We start from the raw sequence: 16,560 nt of genomic DNA on the forward strand, positions 1-16,560 counted from the left end.
TTCTCTTCTTATTGCTTGATTGTTAGTCTTTTAACTCAGGAACTTCACGCCCTTGACTGGTATAGAAGTCCGCAACAAAGGCGTCTAATGTACCCGTCTCAATGGCGCCGCGCAAACCCTCCATCAACCTTTGGTAATAACGCAGGTTGTGAATGGTATTGAGCCGGGCTCCGAGGATTTCATTGCAACGATCCAAATGATGCAAATACGCACGGGAATAATTCGTGCAGGTATAGCAATCACATTTAGGATCAAGTGGCGATGTGTCATCACGATGACGCGCATTGCGGATCTTGATAACACCTTCGCTGGTAAACAGATGACCGTTGCGGGCGTTACGGGTGGGCATCACACAGTCGAACATGTCGACACCACGACGCACGCCTTCAACCAAATCTTCCGGTTTACCTACCCCCATCAGATAACGTGGTTTGTCAGCAGGGATTTGCGGACACACATGCTCAAGCACTCTGTGCATGTCTTCCTTGGGCTCACCCACCGCCAGACCACCGACGGCATAACCGTCAAAACCGATTTCCAGAAGCCCTTTCAGGCTCTCGTCACGTAAATCTTCGTACACGCTACCCTGAATAATCCCAAAGAGAGAGTTGGGGTTCTCCAAACGGTCGAACTCATCGCGAGAACGTTGAGCCCAGCGCAACGACATCTGCATGGACTTGCGTGCTTCGTCGTGCGTCGCAGGATAGGGCGTGCACTCATCGAAAATCATCACTACATCAGAGCCGAGAGAATGCTGGATTTGCATCGACTTTTCGGCATCCATAAAAATCTTTTCACCGTTGATGGGTGAGCGGAAATGCACCCCTTCTTCGGTGATCTTACGGATATCGCCGAGGCTGAATACCTGGAAGCCGCCCGAGTCGGTGAGAATAGGACGCTGCCAGTTCATAAAGTCGTGCAGATCGCCGTGCTTGCGCATGATTTCTTCACCGGGGCGCAGCCACAGGTGGAAGGTGTTGCCCAGCAGGATATCGGCGCCGGTGGCACGCACTTCTTCAGGGGTCATACCCTTTACCGTGCCGTAAGTGCCCACAGGCATAAAGGCCGGGGTTTCCACAGTGCCACGCTCGAAAACCAGTCTGCCGCGACGGGCGCGACCCTGGGTAGTAATCAATTCAAATTTCATAATGACCTCGTCAGAGAAACAGTCTGACTGCATTGAGGGCCAAACGGCCGATTCAACTCACATGGGGGTGGCAGCAAGCCCCTTCAAGGCGCTGCCACCAAAAAAAAGCCCAACCAGATGGTTGGGCAGGCATTTTAAATCAAAAAAAGCGTTTAGGGGGCTTTTTTAGTCACAAACATGGCATCGCCGTAACTGAAAAAGCGGTATTTTTGTTCAACCGCGTGGCGATAGGCGCCAATCACCTCATCGAAGCCGGCAAAGGCGCTCACCAGCATGATTAATGTGGACTCCGGCAGGTGGAAGTTGGTCACCATGGCATCGACTACTTTGAACTCGAAACCGGGGAAAATAAAGATATCGGTATCACCGCAAAATGGCTCGAGTTCGCCCTGGCTGGCCTTGGCTGCACTCTCGAGGGACCGCACAGACGTAGTTCCCACGGCAATCACCCGCTTACCGGCAGCTTTGGTGGCGCGGATTTTTCCAACCACTTCGGCAGGTACTTCAGCCCATTCGGAATGCATCTTGTGCTCGAGGATATTATCTACCCGCACTGGCTGGAAGGTGCCTGCGCCCACATGCAGGGTCACAAACGCCGTGTCCACGCCTTTGGCTTTGAGGGCCTCAAGAATGGCTTCGTCAAAGTGCAGACCGGCAGTGGGGGCAGCTACGGCGCCAGGGCGCTCGTTATAGACTGTTTGATAACGCTCTTTGTCGGCATCTTCATCGGGGCGGTCGATATAAGGCGGCAGCGGCATATGGCCTACGGCTTCAAGCACCTCAAGAATGGTTTTATCATCCTTGAGCGACAGCTCAAACAAGGCATCGTGACGGGCATCCATCGTCATCTTAAAGCCGCCATCGAGGATAATCTCGGCACCGGGCTTGGGGGATTTGGATGAACGCACATGGGCCAGAATGCGTTTGTCATCGAGCATACGCTCCACCAGGATTTCCAGCTTGCCGCCGCTGGCCTTCTGGCCAAACAGACGCGCCGGAATAACCCGGGTGTTATTGAAAATCATCAGATCGCCCGGCTCAATCAGCGCCAGAACATCGGTGAACTGACGATCGACCAAAGCACCCGTGCTGCCGTCCAGATGCAACAGACGCGACGCAGTGCGCTCTGCCATGGGATAGCGGGCAATCAGTTCATCGGGAAGATCAAAGGTAAAGTCAGCTACTCGCATCTATAACTCTCACGCCATGGCCAAAAAAGACGCGCGTAGTCTAGGGGCACAGGCGGCCGAGATCAAGACGACTTGGGCCTTTGCTTATCCCTTTGAGCGCTCTTGGCATGGATAGGGGTGTCCGAACGGGTGTCCAGCTGCTCACAGTGCATGTCGAACTCGACTTTTTTACGGAGCTTATTGTGTTTACAGGCTATGCGGGAGATTTCGCCTGGCTGGCGGTTTTGACTTGGCATCAGTATGTCAAAGGCGCGGATAAACCAATTCCACATCGTCCATGATCCTCAGGTAGCTGTTACTCCGGGTATGGATGTCACCGCCTTCAGGACCCATTCGCTCTGCGGCAAACTAATATTGGGGTTTCCTGGACATCGGTGGTCATGTTACCTTGAACCCTTGCACCACACCAAGCCCAAAATATGAACTTTCTAGCACACTTGCACCTGGCAGACATCAGCCAAACCAGCCTTGCGGCCAACCTTGCCGGCGACTTTGCCAAAGGCCCCATCGACCAGTTCACCAAACCGCTGCAACAGGGATTGTGGCTGCATCGGCAAATCGACAAAATCACCGATGACCATGAAATTTTCAAAGAAATGCTGGGTAAATTCCCCCGTCATTTAAGCCGAGCGGCCCCTTTACTGATTGATTTGGGTTTCGATCATCGCCTGGCCAGAGACTGGGAAGAGTATCACCATGAGCCTTTGGATATCTTCTGCCAGCGTGCCTACGATGTGCTTCGCACCTGTGACCATTTGCCACCAAAGCTTGCAGCCATCGCCCCCAGAATGTGTGATGAAGACTGGTTGGGCGCCTATGGCAGCCGCAGCGGCATCAACGCCGCCATTGCCGGTGTTCGGCGAAGGCTCTCGCGCCCCGAGATTTTCGATGGCGCAGAGGCAGCCGTTGAGCAGCTCGACATGGAGTTGGAGATTGCTTTTCGCACTCTGTATCCGCAGCTGATGGCTTATTCCAGACGTCTGGCCCGCACCACACCAGAGCAATACCTGTAAATGAATGACGCCCCCGCACCGCGCGCTAAAAGAAAACGCCTGCTGATCGAAGCCCTGATAGCCATTGGACTTTTTTACGGTATTTCAGCTTATTTTCAAAAAGATATGCTCAAAGACACCGCTCCTGTCATTGCCGCCAAAGGGGTCAATGGCACCAGCGTGTCCTTGCCATCCGCCACAGGCAAACCCACCCTGGTGTATTTTTTTGCGAGCTGGTGCGGCGCGTGCAAGCTCACCTCGCCAGCGGTCGACAATATTGCCGGGGATTATCCGGTACTGGCCATCGCTGCCGACTCAGGCAGTGATGCTGACGTGAAAGCCTTTCTCAAAGAAAAAGGCTATGGCTTTGATGCGCTCAATGACAAGGGCACGTTGACAGCGCATTTCGGCGTAAGCGGTTTTCCATCCCTGTATGTGGTGGATGCCAGTGGCGAAGTACGCTTTGTTACCCGGGGCGTGAGCACTGAACCCGCCCTTAGGGCACGGCTTTTCCTCACCGAACTGCTGCAATAGGCGTTGAAAGTTCGTAGAATGCGCCCACTTAACCCCAAGTGTGCGCCAACGAAGGAGGCCTGATGGAGATTTTTGACTACCGCCCCCCGGCAGTCCCCTGGCTCGATATTCGCTATATAGACCGAGACCTCATCATCATCAATAAACCATCGGGCCTGCTGTCAAACCCCGGCATGGCAGCGCACACCCACGACAGTGCCATAACCCGTCTGTGCAAGCTCTATCCAGAGGCCATACTGGTCCACCGCCTGGATTGTGCCACCTCGGGCATCATGGTGTTTGCCCGCAGCAAAAAGGCCGAGTCCAATTTAAAGACCCAGTTTCAAAATCGGGACACTGAAAAACGCTATCTTGCTAAAGTAGCGGGGATCGTTGAACGGGACAAAGGCACGATAGACCTGCCCCTGGGTAAAGACAGAAGCAATCCGCCGTGGCAGAAAGTGGATAAGGCAGAAGGCCGCCCGGCGGTGACACACTATGAGGTACTGGAGAGGCGCGAGGGTTCAACCCTGGTGGCTTTAGCACCTGAAACCGGCCGCACCCATCAGCTAAGAGTACACATGCTGGCGCTTGGGCATCCCATTCTCGGGGACGACTTCTATGGCAGAACCCAGGAATTCGGCCAAGGCACGGTGGAAGAGGCATCACCCAGGCTCTGCCTGCACGCAGAGCGCCTGAGCTTTAAACATCCCTGGTCAAACAAGCCCATGACCTTTGTGAGCCGAGCGCCCTTTTAGGCCTGAATAATGGGCTGCAGTCAGGCGACCAGAGTTTCTTCGCAGACAGGGGCACGGTAGAAGCAACCACGGAAGTTGTGGAATTCCAAACCAGCCTCGGTAACAACAAAAAACTCACCGAAAAAGTTGCCGCCCACATCATCGAGTCGCAAGCCTTCAGTGTGTTCGGTCGCGGTCATTTCATCACGGCTGTGGCAGCCATCGCTGAACCAGGTTTCCAGAAAATAACGCCCCGACTCTTTGTAAAGTGACAGGCTATCCCCCTGTTCAGGCCGTTCATCGACCCAGCGGCCAACCAACTCACGTACATTCATATCTGCCTCCCGCCCCGTCAGCCGCCGACGTTTTTCGAACGCTGACACGGTTGAATCCCTATGCATATTTTCTGTTGCAATAAACATGTCCAGAACACTTACTGCATGCTGCACAGACGCCATGAAACCTTTTCTCCCGAAACCCCGCCCAGAGGTTAAAAACCCGTAACCAATAAGATAAAAATCAGTGAAAAATCCAGAGTTGATTTTTGCTGCTTTCTTTGTGGGCAGTGTAACCCAAGAGAAAAATAAAAACGCGAGCTTAATCACTATTTATGCGAAATTCATACTTTGCTTAAGTATGTAGCGATGTACGGTAATTGAATATGGGGAATGCCATTGGGGCACTGTGGTGAGGTAACCGATAGAAAGAGTGGCGGGCTGAATAGTGCGAAGAATCCTGTTGAAGCCGATATCCCAAAAACTCAGATTGGTTCTGCTACCGGGGTAAACTGCTGTGTGGTTACGCCTTATAAAAAGAGATGCTGCGCACCGGCAATTGAAATGCCCCTTCATCAGCACCGCCAGCCACCAGCCCCAGGCTTTTCAGCTGATTAAGGTCCAGTCGCGGCGCCGTGACTGTCAGGCCCCGTCTCATGGCAACAAACTGGCTGAAGGGAATGCGGTAACGTCGCCAAAGCCCCTGCCCTGCATAGGTGTCTCCCAGTGGCGCCTGATAAACATGGCGATCGCCACTGTGTGTGTCTTTCAGGTTCACTTTAAAGGCACGCTCCGGCGCAGCGATTTCAAGCTCTACCCCCTGAAAGGCGCTTACATCCCTGGGCTCAAAGTCCAGATACACAGAGGCAAAACCACCCCCATTGGCGTGGGAAACATAGCCGGTGAACAATCCATGGCCCTTGGGCGACGTTTGCAATTGCGCTCTGGACAAGCCACCCATAACGGCGTCGGTCACACTGTACCAATCTCTGGTGTTGTCCAGCGCAGTAAAATCCACCAGTCTCATCTGTGACCTCCCGGGATCTTTCTCGCTGACAATAAAAAGCGGCAGTATCTTAATACTGCCGCTTTTTCAGCCATTTGTCATTTATAGCAGCTTAGGTTTTACGCTCTGCCGCTTCACAAGCCGCCGCGGTAAAGAGCACATCGGTGGAACTGTTCAGTGCGGTCTCGGCACTGTCCTGGATAACACCTATAGTGAAGCCTACGGCCACTACCTGCATCGCAATATCGTTGGAAATGCCAAACAGAGAGCACGCAAGCGGGATAAGCAGCAACGAGCCGCCTGCCACGCCTGAGGCGCCGCAGGCCGATACAGCCGCGATAACACTGAGCAGAAGCGCGGTGGCCAGGTCGACTTCAATGCCCAGGGTATGCACTGCCGCCAGCGTCAGCACAGTAATGGTGATGGCGGCACCGGCCATATTGATGGTGGCGCCCAGGGGAATAGAGACTGAGTAAGTGTCTTCATGCAGCTTTAAACGTTCACACAACGCCATGTTCACCGGAATATTGGCCGCGCTGGAGCGGGTAAAGAAGGCGGTAACACCGCTTTCACGCAGGCACTTAAACACCAACGGATAAGGGTTGCGACGAATTTTCAAAAATACAATCAGCGGGTTAACCACAAAGGCTATCACTGCCATGGCACCAAGCAATACGCCAAGCAGTTGGGCATAGGTCGTCAGGGCATCAAAGCCGGTTTGAGCGATAGTGGCAGCCACCAGGCCAAAAATACCAATTGGCGCGAGACGGATAACGAAACGCACCAACTGGGACACACCGTGGCTGACATCATGCAGCATGGTTTTGGTGCTGGCGCTTGCATGGCGCAGCGCAATACCCAGACCCACACCCCAGGCAAGAAGACCAATATAGTTGGCATTAATCAGGGCATTAACGGGGTTATCCACCAGTTTGAACAGCAAGGTGTTGAGCACCTGACCTATCCCCTCTGGCGGGTTGGCGCCCGCTGCCGCATCAATCAGAACAAGGCTGGTTGGAAAGGCAAAACTCATCAGTACAGCCGTCAGGGCCGCAGCAAAGGTACCCACCAGATATAACAGGATGATGGGGCGCATATTGGTCTGAGCGCCAGACACCTGATTGGCGATTGACGATGCAACCAGCACAAACACCAACACAGGCGCGATGGCTTTGAGTGCACCCACAAAGAGGTCGCCCAAGAAGGCAACCTGATTGGCAGCCTCAGGGCTGAATCCGGCAAGGGCCACACCGGCAATGATCCCCACAAAAATTTGCAGCACCAGGCTGCCACCGGCAGCATTTGCCAGCAATGATTTTTCAGTACTCATGACTTGACCTGTCGTTGTTATCGTTATGGGCCACAGGGGCCTTAAGGACTTTGCATCCCGGCTTTGGGTTGTATCGAAAAGCAGAGGCTTTGTCCAGCAAAGGCTCTGCATTTGGCGGTATGAGTGGGGTGTTGTGGTCGAATTGCTTTCAAGTCGCCAACAAAAACATCAACTCTGTGAGCTGGATCTGCTATCTACGCCCCTGAGCATGGCAGCAATCAGCTCCTGGGCATCAAACTTGGTCAGAGCCTCATCGGCGCCCACCTGCTTGGCCTGGCTGACGCTGATTTCACTGGAGAGCGACGTGTGCAAAATGATGTATGCAGAGGCCAGCGCCGTATCGTTTTTCACTTCAAATGCCAGCTCGTAGCCATCGAGGCCCGGCATCTCAATGTCACTGACCAGAATGTCCACAGGCCGCTTTTCATCGGCGCTCTGGGTCATCATGGCCAAGGCATCCCGACCGTTTGACGCCACCCTGTAACTGATATTGATGGCATCCAGAGCATCGGAGAGCTGCTTTCGCGCCACCTTGGAGTCGTCCACCAGCAGAATATTCATGGGTTTGAGTTGCTCCCGCTGCACATCGGTGAGAATACCTATGCGTTTATCTTCCTTGATAGGGAAGATTTTCGACAGCAGCAGCTCAACATCGAGTAATTGGACAAGCTTATCCTGATAGCGGGTGACACCGGTTAAAAAGGCATTGCGGCCCAGATTATCCGGGGGTGACAGTATGTCGCGCCAGTTACACTCGATGATTTTATCTATGCCGCGCACCAAAAAACCAATCAACATCCGCTGGCAATCGGTGATGATGATAAAACACTTGCTGCGCTCTTCGTCGGTCACCGGTGGATAGCCCACAGCGGCGGCCATGTCGATAACGGATATGGTCTGGCCACGCACTGTGGCTGTACCCAGCACCGCCGGATGTGACTGGGGCAGCGCATTGAGCTGGGTGTAAGGCACCAACTCGCGGATTTTCAACGTACCCATGGCAAACAACTGCGAGCGACTCAAATGAAACAGCAGCAGACCCTGGGATTGATTGGCTTTACTCTTCATAGTTCCCCTTCACAGGATTAAAGCTGGGATTCCAGTGGCAACAGCGCCAGCACGTCGGCCATAAAACGGCGCCAAAATCCAGCCTGGGGCTCGGCATAAATATCTTTTCCCGAGCTGAGTTCATGCCAGTAGAGGCCGTCTTTGCCAAGTTTCACCTGGTAGGTGTTATTGGTTAAAAACCGGGGCAGCCAGGCATGAATTTTCTGATTCAGCTCCCCTTGATTAACCATGACTCCCATTTCAGTATTGAGCCAAGCCGAACGCGGATCAAAATTAAAGGAGCCGACAAAGAGCCGGTCATTGTCAAACAAAAAGCTCTTGGCATGCAAACTGGAGCGGGAACTGCCTTTCCAGGAGTGACTCGGACGCTTGCCGGTCGCTTTCACTTCATACAGGGATACCCCTGCGTGTAGGAGCGCCTCACGATATCCCTTGTAACCGGAATGAACCGCCAGCACGTCGGTGGCAGCCAGGCTATTGGTGATCACAGTTACCGCAACACCGCGCTTGGCAAGCCCGGTCAGTAATCTGACGCCGTCTGCTGTGGGAACAAAGTAAGGCGAAATGATAACCAGACTTTCCCGGGTTTGCTGAAACTCCTCGAGCAAGGGTGTAATCATCCAGGCTTCCGCCTGCCCCTCCCGCTTGTCGTGAGGGTCGGCAAAGACTCTCGCCTCCCCCCAAAACCATTCCAGACGATTGTCCGCCATATGCCTGAGCAGCGGCGACTTGGTCAGGCGCTGAATATAGGGATGTTCCTCAAGCTGGCGCTTTTGGTTGGCAATCAGGTCATACATGGCTGCCAGCTCATCGGACTGGACCTGATGCTCAGTCAGAAGCTCTACCGGGTAGGTGTCGCTGCCATTCCAATAGGCATCAAATTGATCGGAGACCTGCTCTACCACGGGGCCAGTCAGCAACAGGTCGAGATCCCCAAACTCCACATCTTCGTCATTGGAGAAATACTCGTTGCCTATATTGCGTCCGCCTACCACGCTGAGGCGATTATCCACCGTCAGTGATTTGTTGTGCATGCGATGATTCATGCGACCGAAATCGGAGACAAATGACAAGGCCCTGAGGGTGCGGTGAGACGATGGATTGTAGAGCCTGACGGACACATTGGGGTGACTCGCCATGACCGCCAACTGCCGGTCGATATTGACGCTGGCAGTATCGTCCAGCAGCAGGCGTACGCGCACGCCCCGGTCTGCCGCATCCAGCAGTTGCCAGGCCAGCAGTCGCCCGGTGTCATCGTTGCGAAAGATGTAATATTGCAAATCGATACTGGCTTCGGCGGACTTTATCAGCGCCAACCTGGCCACCATGGCATCCAGCCCCTCAAACAGCGGCAAAACACCACTTTGCCCCGGGTGGCTCGCCAGTGGCTCTGCCAGGTACCCTGCTATCAGGCTGTCCGGCGCCGACGTCAGCTTGTAACTCCGCGGTGCATCTTTAAGTTCGGGCAAGCTGCTGCAACCGCCGAGTGAGAGACACCCGAGGATCATCAGCCAAAATGAACGCCAGGAAACACGTGGGGGCATACAGTTGAATTCCTTTTGCTTTCAATTGGATTCATTCTGCATTGAATATAACACGTCGTAAACTAATTGATCCCAGCCTTCGGCCGTAAAGGCCTGCTCCCTCAGGCTGCGAACCTGACTGACCGCATGTACAGGCGCTGCGCCCCGCACCATCAGATACGCGGCCATAAGTAAGCCGGTTCTGTCATTGCCAAGGGCACAGTGCACCAGCACAGGAGTCTGCGCAGCTTCCATCTCGAGGACCCACGCCAACGCCTCACTGATGACCTGAGTTGCGTGAGTAACGTCTTCTTCCAAAGGCGGAACGTTGCGCGTTATGGGGCGGTGCAAATGGGCTATACCAGCCCTGGCCAGCGCATCGGTATCACCCGCATCGTCGGACAGGCTCACCACAGCACCTATCCCAATTTCTTTGAGTTCACCCGGGTCCCAGGGCTGACAACAAGGGCCACAGCGTCCGGCAAGTACCCCTTCAACCATCCAAAACAGGTGTTTCATGCAAGTCCCCTCTGAGGTTATTTAGCTCATTATGCCAGAGGCCGGGCTTCGCGGGATTTGATTGAGCGCAGTATTTTTATCTACGGGATTAGAGCAGCAAAGGTATTGCCGATTCGAGCTTCAGCAGACTCGCCTTCATTTCCAATCCCCATGCGTACCCGGTCAGCGCCCCACCCTTACCTATGACACGGTGGCAGGGAATTATGATTGCCACCGGATTGGCGCCATTGGCCGCTCCAACCGCCCTGACAGCCTTTGGTCGGTGGATTTGATGGGCTATCTCTGAATAGCTGGCCGTTTCGCCCCAGGGAAGGGCGAGCAGCGCCTGCCACACAGCCCGCTGAAACTCAGTGCCTTTGGGGGCAAGCGCCAAATCAAATTGATGGCGCTTACCATCAAAGAACTCGGCAAGTTGTGTGCAGGCTGCTGCTAAATGCCCTTCGGCCCGGTTGACAGCTTGCTGTGAGTGACACATTGGCGCATCGGTAAAGGGAGCGGCCTTGAGCGCCATTAAGCCATTCTCGCTCGCTCCCAGCCACAGGGTGCCTACGGGACTGTTCAGAGTACAACTTGCCGCCATCGGCGCGGGAGCGTGCAGTTCGCAGCTGGTATTGGTGATTCGCATCATGGTGCCTCTATATGAGTTAATGGGTTTCCACGGGCCGTTCATAACGGCTATCTCTGGCCAGTCATTGCATTGCGCAGCGGAAAATCTGCGTGGGTAGTTGGTTAAGTAAACGCTTACGGGTCTCAGGCACGGTGTTTAGACTTCGGTATGCCAGAGCGCCAGGGTGAGATAGCTGCCCCAGGGAGAAACCTCACTTTTTAGCGTGTCTGGCACCTTTGTCCAGCCCATGGCGCAGAGCTTTTGCTTAACGACCAAATCACCCACCAGCAATACATCGGGGTCCGACAGTCCCCGCATGCGGGCATAACTCACGGTCCAGGGACCGACTCCTTTTACTGCGAGCAAGGCCTGATCGTTCGGCTGGGGATCACGGCTAAAAAGCGCTGCCACCTCTCGCAGTGCATTCTTCCTGCTCCCCGGCATTTTCAGGCTTTCGAGGGTGGCCGACGCAACCTGTTCCGCAGTGGGAAAAACCCGGCAGCGTCTGCCGCCAAGTTCAACCTCGTCTGTTGTTTCGTCTGTCAGCAGCCCCAGGAGTCTCGTCGCCTGGACAAGACTCACCTGTTGCCCCAATACGGCGCGGCATGCGGCCTCAAAAAAGCTGCCGGCTCCCGGTAATGTCATGGTATTGAGCGTGACTCCCTCGGGCATCTTGCCCTGAATATGCTCATGAATGAGTGAGAGATTGGCATCCACATCCAACACCCGCTTAATTTCGGCGAGCCACTGGCTGAGCGCACTCACCCGCCCACCCGGATAAATGGTCACCGCCAAGGTATTTTTGTCTGTCAGCAAACACGCCTCAAACCAGCCGGCGTCGCCCGCAACCCGGAGGGTACGGCCATAGCACGGCTCGTCTGCATCGTTGGAAAACCACTCAGCACCTGGAATGGCCCTTGCCATGAAAAAGGCCCTGAGCCGCATAAAATCGTAAGGTGGCCTGAAACTTAAGTGAAGACGAATGCCACTGTCCTGCACCTTACTGGCAGCGCGTATGTCGCTTGGCGTTAAAGCCAGCCGCTCGCGGAATACTTCATTGAATCGCCGCACCGACCCAAAACCGGCCGCAAAGGCCACATCGGTAATGGGCAGCGACGTTTGATGCAAGAGTGCCTTGGCCAACAGCAAGCGGCGATAATCACCATAAGCCTTGGGCGACATGCCCAGTTGCTCACCAAACAGCTTGCGAAGGTATCTGCTGCCAACCCCCACACGCTCGGCGAGCGCTTCCATTGCCTGAGCCTGAGTTTGAGCCAGCTCGGATGTATGTTCGTCGGTTGCATTCAAGGCTCCCGCGTCTATGAGTGCCATAGCCCGGGACAGGGTCGTTGCCGTACCGCGCCAGGGTGACGAGCCTGGCGCTGACTCGGGCCGACACCTCAGACACGGCCTTAAGCCTTGGGCAGCCGCGGCCTGGGCAGAAGCGAAATAACGCACATTTTCTTCTTTGGGAGATGTGGCCGGACAAATGGGACGACAATAGATGCCGGTGGAGAACACACCGGTAAAAAACAGTCCGTCGAAGCGGGCATCGCGACTCAAACGCGCCCGTTGGCATATTTCTGCGGAGGGTAGTTGTTGGAACACGGGCAGATCCCAGGATGATGAACCTTGAGTCACTTTACCTGAGGGCCTTGTTATCAACCAGCGGAAATCGGCCCTTAACCCGAATCCCCTCTCCCACTCCCGTTTGCTTTTTGGCTAACGGCATAATCTGAAACAGAAATTAACAGTCACCCGCAAGTCCAATTGGGATATGCTGTGGCGATTGCTAATGGAACCAAAAAATTATGATTAAACTTTTTCAACTATTCGAGCGCTGGACACAGGCGTTACCGGAAACAGACCCCAGCAAACCACCTGCTACCCTGTTTGCATTCTGTCGCCACTATACCCGCGGATTTGAAGTCCCCCTCATCAGCATGTCATTGCTGACAGCCCTGCTGGCTGCGCTTGAAGTGTCGCTGTTTGGATTTATGGGGCAGTTGGTGGATTGGTTGGTAAATAAGGACCCGGCAACCCTGCTGCAGGATGAAGGCAGAACGCTGCTTGGCATGACCTTGCTGGTACTGGTGGCAATTCCGCTGCTGGTGCTGCTGCACGCCCTCATTGCCTATCAAAGCCTGCTGGGCAACTATCCCATGTCGATTCGCTGGTTGGCACACCGCTACTTGCTGAAACAAAGCATCGGTTTTTATCAAAATGAATTTGCCGGCCGTATTGCCACCAAGGTAATGCAATCCGCGCTCGCGGTGCGGGAAACCGTGATGAAACTGCTGGATGTGGCCGTGTATATTCTGGTGTATTTCACCTCTATGCTGGTGATCATCGCCCAAAGCGACTGGCGACTGATGCTCCCCATGCTGGTATGGCTCTGCTTCTATGTGGCACTCCAGTGGTATTTCATTCCCCGATTGAAACAGGTATCAACGGAGCAGGCTGATGCCCGCTCGACCATGACAGGTCGCATTGTCGACAGCTACACCAATATTTCCACCGTGAAACTCTTTTCCCATACCCAGAGAGAAGCAGACTATGCCCGTGATGCCATGGGTGGCTTTTTGGATACCGTGTACCGGCAAATGCGTTTGGTGACAGGACTTAACGTCAGTGTGCAGGTCATCAACTACATGCTGGTGTTTGCCGTTGCTGCAATTGCCATTTTCTTGTGGACAGACCAAGCCATCACCATAGGTGCCATCGCCATAGCCGTGAGTCTCGCACTACGTCTCAATGGCATGAGCCAGTGGATCATGTGGGAGGTAAGCTCGCTTTTTGAAAACATAGGTACAGTGGTAGATGGGATGAATACCCTCTCCAAACCCACTCAAATAGAAGACAACCAAAACGCCAAGGCGCTGCAGGTCAGCAATGGGGAAATCCAGTATCGGGACGTGAGCTTTCATTATGGCGAAGGCAGCGGGGTGATTGACGGATTGGAACTTAATATTCGCCCCGGTGAAAAAGTGGGACTCGTGGGCCGTTCAGGCGCCGGGAAATCCACCATGGTGAATCTGTTGATGCGCTTTTATGACGTGGAGCGCGGTGAAATACTTATCGACGGCCAGCCCATCAACTCTGTAACGCAGGATTCGCTGCGGGCCCACATCGGTATGGTGACCCAGGACACCTCTTTGCTGCATCGCACTATTCGGGAAAATATTCTCTACGGTCGCCCGGATGCAACAGAAGAAGAGCTCGATAAGGCCATCGACAGGGCTCAGGCTCGGGAGTTTATCGAGCAGCTCAGCGACCCATCCGGAAACCATGGATTGGATGCCATGGTGGGCGAGCGTGGCGTTAAGCTTTCCGGCGGCCAGCGTCAGCGCATTGCCATCGCCCGGGTGCTGCTGAAAGACGCGCCCATTCTGATTTTGGACGAAGCCACCTCTGCGCTGGACTCCGAAGTAGAGGCGGCTATTCAGGAAAGTCTTTACCAGTTAATGGAAGGTAAAACTGTGATAGCCATTGCCCACAGACTCTCAACCATCGCCGCCATGGACAGGCTTATCGTGCTGGATGAAGGCAAAATCGTTGAGCAAGGCAGCCACAAGGAACTGGTGGCCCATGGCGGCATATACGCTCAGCTGTGGGCCCATCAGACCGGTGGTTTCCTCGGGACTGAGTAGCCTTTATCCACTCAATCAAAGGGCACAAAGCAACTGCGCCCTTTTTTATTGCCTGTCTACGTCCAATCCTTATTCCTGCCAATCACAGACAAACCTTGCTGATATTTAAGATATAGAGAGTTGCTATATTGAAACGTAAGACGAGATGGGTAACCGGCCGGGGCCAGGATTTGCTATCACCTTGATGACGCGAACCACCGGAGACAGCACTGCGCCAATTCCCAGTATCAAATATTCAGCGTATTCACTAAAAAAACACTGCAGTCAGAGACTTAAGGAAAGGAGGTATTCGGGTATTTGAAGAGTGCTAACGAAACACATACGTTGGAAAACAAAAAACCACCCAGTGGGTGGTTTTAAATTTGGTGGAGCTACGCGGGATCGAACCGCGGACCTCTTGCATGCCATGCAAGCGCTCTCCCAGCTGAGCTATAGCCCCAAAATCTTCACTGAAATAGCCAAAACTTCAGAAAATGTGGCATCCCCTAGGGGATTCGAACCCCTGTTACCGCCGTGAAAGGGCGGTGTCCTAGGCCTCTAGACGAAGGGGACACTGGACTTAAGTGTTTAGACTCGCTTAAAAGAGTGTGGCATCCCCCGGGGGATTCGAACCACTGTGACCGCCGACTCTCTACCCAGAGAAAGTGGGCGGTGTCCAAGATTTCCCTACGAAGGGGACCCTGGACTCACGATTAACGCCGTGAACACGTATTTGGTGGAGCTACGCGGGATCGAACCGCGGACCTCTTGCATGCCATGCAAGCGCTCTCCCAGCTGAGCTATAGCCCCAAAATCTTCACTGAAATAGCCAAAACTTCAGAAAATGTGGCATCCCCTAGGGGATTCGAACCCCTGTTACCGCCGTGAAAGGGCGGTGTCCTAGGCCTCTAGACGAAGGGGACCCTGGACTCACGTTTAACGCCGTGAACACGTATTTGGTGGAGCTACGCGGGATCGAACCGCGGACCTCTTGCATGCCATGCAAGCGCTCTCCCAGCTGAGCTATAGCCCCGAAATCTTCACTGAAATAGCAAAAACTTCAGAAAATGTGGCATCCCCTAGGGGATTCGAACCCCTGTTACCGCCGTGAAAGGGCGGTGTCCTAGGCCTCTAGACGAAGGGGACCCCGGACTCACGATTAACGCCGTGAACACGTATTTGGTGGAGCTACGCGGGATCGAACCGCGGACCTCTTGCATGCCATGCAAGCGCTCTCCCAGCTGAGCTATAGCCCCGAAATCTTCACTGAAATAGCAAAAACTTCAAAAAATGTGGCATCCCCTAGGGGATTCGAACCCCTGTTACCGCCGTGAAAGGGCGGTGTCCTAGGCCTCTAGACGAAGGGGACCCTGGACTTAAGTGTTTAGACTCGCTTAAAAGAGTGTGGCATCCCCTAGGGGATTCGAACCCCTGTTACCGCCGTGAAAGGGCGGTGTCCTAGGCCTCTAGACGAAGGGGACCCTGGACTTAAGTGTTTAGACTCGCTTAAAAGAGTGTGGCATCCCTTGCGGGATTCAAACCACTGTTACCGCCGACTCTCTATCCAAAGAAAGTGGGCGGTGCCCTAGGCCTCCATGCGAAGTAGACCCTGGACTTAAGTGTTTAGACTCGCTTAAAAGAGTGTGGCATCCCCTAGGGGATTCGAACCCCTGTTACCGCCGTGAAAGGGCGGTGTCCTAGGCCTCTAGACGAAGGGGACCCTGGACTTAAGTGTTTAGACTCGCTTAAAAGAGTGTGGCATCCCCTAGGGGATTCGAACCCCTGTTACCGCCGTGAAAGGGCGGTGTCCTAGGCCTCTAGACGAAGGGGACCCGGACCGAGAAACTTGGTGGAGCTACGCGGGATCGAACCGCGGACCTCTTGCATGCCATGCAAGCGCTCTCCCAGCTGAGCTATAGCCCCTCGTTTCTCTTACTGCATTTGAGTGTGCTGCCAGCGTTGCTGACACCGTGTCTCGACTGCGTGGCGCATTCTATGCAGCACACCAAAATGTGTCAACGCCT

15 protein-coding genes and 12 tRNA genes are annotated in these 16,560 nt (G+C 54.1%); 4 read left to right on the top strand and 23 right to left on the bottom strand.

Translation table 11 applies throughout. The features are described from left to right. Positions 1–22: 22 nt before the first annotated feature. The 3 genes from tgt to K0H63_RS12240 form a co-directional block, all read right to left on the bottom strand. Complete coding sequence (gene tgt / locus K0H63_RS12230) at positions 23–1,147, bottom strand: tRNA guanosine(34) transglycosylase Tgt (protein WP_220064922.1); 1,125 nt, start codon at positions 1,145–1,147, stop codon at positions 23–25. 152 nt (positions 1,148–1,299) lie between these two features. Next, positions 1,300–2,337 carry a tRNA preQ1(34) S-adenosylmethionine ribosyltransferase-isomerase QueA gene (gene queA, locus K0H63_RS12235; RefSeq protein ID WP_220064923.1) on the bottom strand — a complete coding sequence of 346 codons (1,038 nt, stop codon included), beginning with the start codon at positions 2,335–2,337 and terminating at the stop codon, positions 1,300–1,302. A gap of 62 nt (positions 2,338–2,399) precedes the next feature. Further along, positions 2,400–2,609, bottom strand: coding sequence for a hypothetical protein (locus K0H63_RS12240; RefSeq protein ID WP_220064924.1), 210 nt, complete (start codon positions 2,607–2,609; stop codon positions 2,400–2,402). A gap of 147 nt (positions 2,610–2,756) precedes the next feature. On the opposite strand from K0H63_RS12240, the gene K0H63_RS12245 reads away from it, so the two are divergent. The 3 genes from K0H63_RS12245 to K0H63_RS12255 all read left to right on the top strand — a co-directional run bounded on the left by K0H63_RS12245 (position 2,757) and on the right by K0H63_RS12255 (position 4,600). Continuing rightward, positions 2,757–3,350 (top strand): acyl carrier protein phosphodiesterase, encoded by a 594-nt coding sequence (locus K0H63_RS12245; RefSeq protein WP_220064925.1) that lies wholly within the window; start codon positions 2,757–2,759, stop codon positions 3,348–3,350. Further along, positions 3,351–3,863 carry a protein disulfide oxidoreductase gene (locus K0H63_RS12250; protein ID WP_220064926.1) on the top strand — a complete coding sequence of 171 codons (513 nt, stop codon included), beginning with the start codon at positions 3,351–3,353 and terminating at the stop codon, positions 3,861–3,863. It abuts the gene before it with no gap. A 62-nt stretch (positions 3,864–3,925) separates the two neighbouring features. Beyond that, positions 3,926–4,600 (top strand): RluA family pseudouridine synthase, encoded by a 675-nt coding sequence (locus K0H63_RS12255; protein WP_220064927.1) that lies wholly within the window; start codon positions 3,926–3,928, stop codon positions 4,598–4,600. 20 nt (positions 4,601–4,620) lie between these two features. Here the strand turns inward: K0H63_RS12255 and K0H63_RS12260 are convergent, their stop codons facing one another. The 8 genes from K0H63_RS12260 to K0H63_RS12295 all read right to left on the bottom strand — a co-directional run bounded on the left by K0H63_RS12260 (position 4,621) and on the right by K0H63_RS12295 (position 12,515). After that, positions 4,621–4,914 (bottom strand): hypothetical protein, encoded by a 294-nt coding sequence (locus tag K0H63_RS12260; protein ID WP_258405376.1) that lies wholly within the window; start codon positions 4,912–4,914, stop codon positions 4,621–4,623. A gap of 463 nt (positions 4,915–5,377) precedes the next feature. Next, on the bottom strand, positions 5,378–5,881 hold the full coding sequence (locus K0H63_RS12265) for a CIA30 family protein (protein ID WP_220064928.1): 504 nt from the start codon (positions 5,879–5,881) through the stop codon (positions 5,378–5,380). Positions 5,882–5,972: 91 nt separating this feature from the next. After that, on the bottom strand, positions 5,973–7,190 hold the full coding sequence (gene sstT / locus K0H63_RS12270) for a serine/threonine transporter SstT (RefSeq protein WP_220064929.1): 1,218 nt from the start codon (positions 7,188–7,190) through the stop codon (positions 5,973–5,975). Positions 7,191–7,358: 168 nt separating this feature from the next. Further along, the gene (locus tag K0H63_RS12275) at positions 7,359–8,258 is read right to left on the bottom strand and encodes a chemotaxis protein (RefSeq protein ID WP_220064930.1); all 900 of its coding nucleotides are present in this window, start codon (positions 8,256–8,258) and stop codon (positions 7,359–7,361) included. 17 nt (positions 8,259–8,275) lie between these two features. Beyond that, positions 8,276–9,802, bottom strand: a complete 1,527-nt coding sequence (locus K0H63_RS12280; protein ID WP_220064931.1) for a phospholipase D family protein — start codon at positions 9,800–9,802, stop codon at positions 8,276–8,278. 21 nt (positions 9,803–9,823) lie between these two features. Then, the gene (locus tag K0H63_RS12285) at positions 9,824–10,300 is read right to left on the bottom strand and encodes a dual specificity protein phosphatase family protein (RefSeq protein WP_220064932.1); all 477 of its coding nucleotides are present in this window, start codon (positions 10,298–10,300) and stop codon (positions 9,824–9,826) included. An 88-nt stretch (positions 10,301–10,388) separates the two neighbouring features. Next, positions 10,389–10,928: a methylated-DNA--[protein]-cysteine S-methyltransferase gene (locus K0H63_RS12290; RefSeq protein WP_220064933.1), complete on the bottom strand. Its 540-nt coding sequence runs from the start codon at positions 10,926–10,928 to the stop codon at positions 10,389–10,391. 135 nt (positions 10,929–11,063) lie between these two features. Further along, entirely contained in the window at positions 11,064–12,515 is a 1,452-nt protein-coding gene (locus K0H63_RS12295; RefSeq protein WP_258405576.1) for a DNA-3-methyladenine glycosylase 2 family protein, read from the bottom strand. A gap of 203 nt (positions 12,516–12,718) precedes the next feature. Between K0H63_RS12295 and K0H63_RS12300 the strand changes: the two genes are divergently transcribed. Beyond that, positions 12,719–14,557, top strand: coding sequence for an ABC transporter ATP-binding protein (locus K0H63_RS12300; protein WP_220064934.1), 1,839 nt, complete (start codon positions 12,719–12,721; stop codon positions 14,555–14,557). Positions 14,558–14,920: 363 nt separating this feature from the next. On the opposite strand, the gene K0H63_RS12305 is transcribed toward K0H63_RS12300, so the two are convergent. The 12 genes from K0H63_RS12305 to K0H63_RS12360 all read right to left on the bottom strand — a co-directional run bounded on the left by K0H63_RS12305 (position 14,921) and on the right by K0H63_RS12360 (position 16,459). After that, positions 14,921–14,996: transfer RNA gene (locus K0H63_RS12305), tRNA-Ala, on the bottom strand. Between the two features lie 37 nt (positions 14,997–15,033). Then, a tRNA-Glu gene (locus tag K0H63_RS12310) sits at positions 15,034–15,109 on the bottom strand. A gap of 161 nt (positions 15,110–15,270) precedes the next feature. Beyond that, a tRNA-Ala gene (locus tag K0H63_RS12315) sits at positions 15,271–15,346 on the bottom strand. A gap of 37 nt (positions 15,347–15,383) precedes the next feature. Beyond that, a tRNA-Glu gene (locus K0H63_RS12320) sits at positions 15,384–15,459 on the bottom strand. 34 nt (positions 15,460–15,493) lie between these two features. Beyond that, positions 15,494–15,569 (bottom strand) — tRNA-Ala (locus K0H63_RS12325). Positions 15,570–15,606: 37 nt separating this feature from the next. Further along, positions 15,607–15,682, bottom strand: a tRNA-Glu gene (locus K0H63_RS12330). Between the two features lie 34 nt (positions 15,683–15,716). Further along, positions 15,717–15,792: transfer RNA gene (locus tag K0H63_RS12335), tRNA-Ala, on the bottom strand. Between the two features lie 37 nt (positions 15,793–15,829). Further along, positions 15,830–15,905: transfer RNA gene (locus tag K0H63_RS12340), tRNA-Glu, on the bottom strand. Positions 15,906–15,941: 36 nt separating this feature from the next. Continuing rightward, positions 15,942–16,017, bottom strand: a tRNA-Glu gene (locus tag K0H63_RS12345). Between the two features lie 163 nt (positions 16,018–16,180). Further along, positions 16,181–16,256: transfer RNA gene (locus K0H63_RS12350), tRNA-Glu, on the bottom strand. A gap of 36 nt (positions 16,257–16,292) precedes the next feature. Beyond that, a tRNA-Glu gene (locus tag K0H63_RS12355) sits at positions 16,293–16,368 on the bottom strand. Positions 16,369–16,383: 15 nt separating this feature from the next. Beyond that, a tRNA-Ala gene (locus K0H63_RS12360) sits at positions 16,384–16,459 on the bottom strand. Between the last annotated feature and the right edge of the window lie 101 nt (positions 16,460–16,560).

The sequence above is a fragment of the Shewanella zhangzhouensis genome (genome assembly GCF_019457615.1).
GTDB lineage: Bacteria > Pseudomonadota > Gammaproteobacteria > Enterobacterales > Shewanellaceae > Shewanella > Shewanella zhangzhouensis.

Bases quoted from the DNA above. Each gene is read 5' to 3' on its own strand.
- K0H63_RS12285 (WP_220064932.1), bottom strand. From the start codon at position 10,300: ATGAAACACCTGTTTTGGATGGTTGAAGGGGTACTTGCCGGACGCTGT.
- K0H63_RS12240 (WP_220064924.1), bottom strand. From the start codon at position 2,609: ATGTGGAATTGGTTTATCCGCGCCTTTGACATACTGATGCCAAGTCAA.
- K0H63_RS12260 (WP_258405376.1), bottom strand. From the start codon at position 4,914: ATGAATGTACGTGAGTTGGTTGGCCGCTGGGTCGATGAACGGCCTGAA.
- sstT (WP_220064929.1), bottom strand. From the start codon at position 7,190: ATGAGTACTGAAAAATCATTGCTGGCAAATGCTGCCGGTGGCAGCCTG.
- K0H63_RS12245 (WP_220064925.1), top strand. From the start codon at position 2,757: ATGAACTTTCTAGCACACTTGCACCTGGCAGACATCAGCCAAACCAGC.
- K0H63_RS12250 (WP_220064926.1), top strand. From the start codon at position 3,351: ATGAATGACGCCCCCGCACCGCGCGCTAAAAGAAAACGCCTGCTGATC.
- K0H63_RS12255 (WP_220064927.1), top strand. From the start codon at position 3,926: ATGGAGATTTTTGACTACCGCCCCCCGGCAGTCCCCTGGCTCGATATT.
- K0H63_RS12300 (WP_220064934.1), top strand. From the start codon at position 12,719: ATGATTAAACTTTTTCAACTATTCGAGCGCTGGACACAGGCGTTACCG.
- K0H63_RS12275 (WP_220064930.1), bottom strand. From the start codon at position 8,258: ATGAAGAGTAAAGCCAATCAATCCCAGGGTCTGCTGCTGTTTCATTTG.
- K0H63_RS12290 (WP_220064933.1), bottom strand. From the start codon at position 10,928: ATGATGCGAATCACCAATACCAGCTGCGAACTGCACGCTCCCGCGCCG.
- K0H63_RS12280 (WP_220064931.1), bottom strand. From the start codon at position 9,802: ATGCCCCCACGTGTTTCCTGGCGTTCATTTTGGCTGATGATCCTCGGG.
- tgt (WP_220064922.1), bottom strand. From the start codon at position 1,147: ATGAAATTTGAATTGATTACTACCCAGGGTCGCGCCCGTCGCGGCAGA.
- queA (WP_220064923.1), bottom strand. From the start codon at position 2,337: ATGCGAGTAGCTGACTTTACCTTTGATCTTCCCGATGAACTGATTGCC.
- K0H63_RS12265 (WP_220064928.1), bottom strand. From the start codon at position 5,881: ATGAGACTGGTGGATTTTACTGCGCTGGACAACACCAGAGATTGGTAC.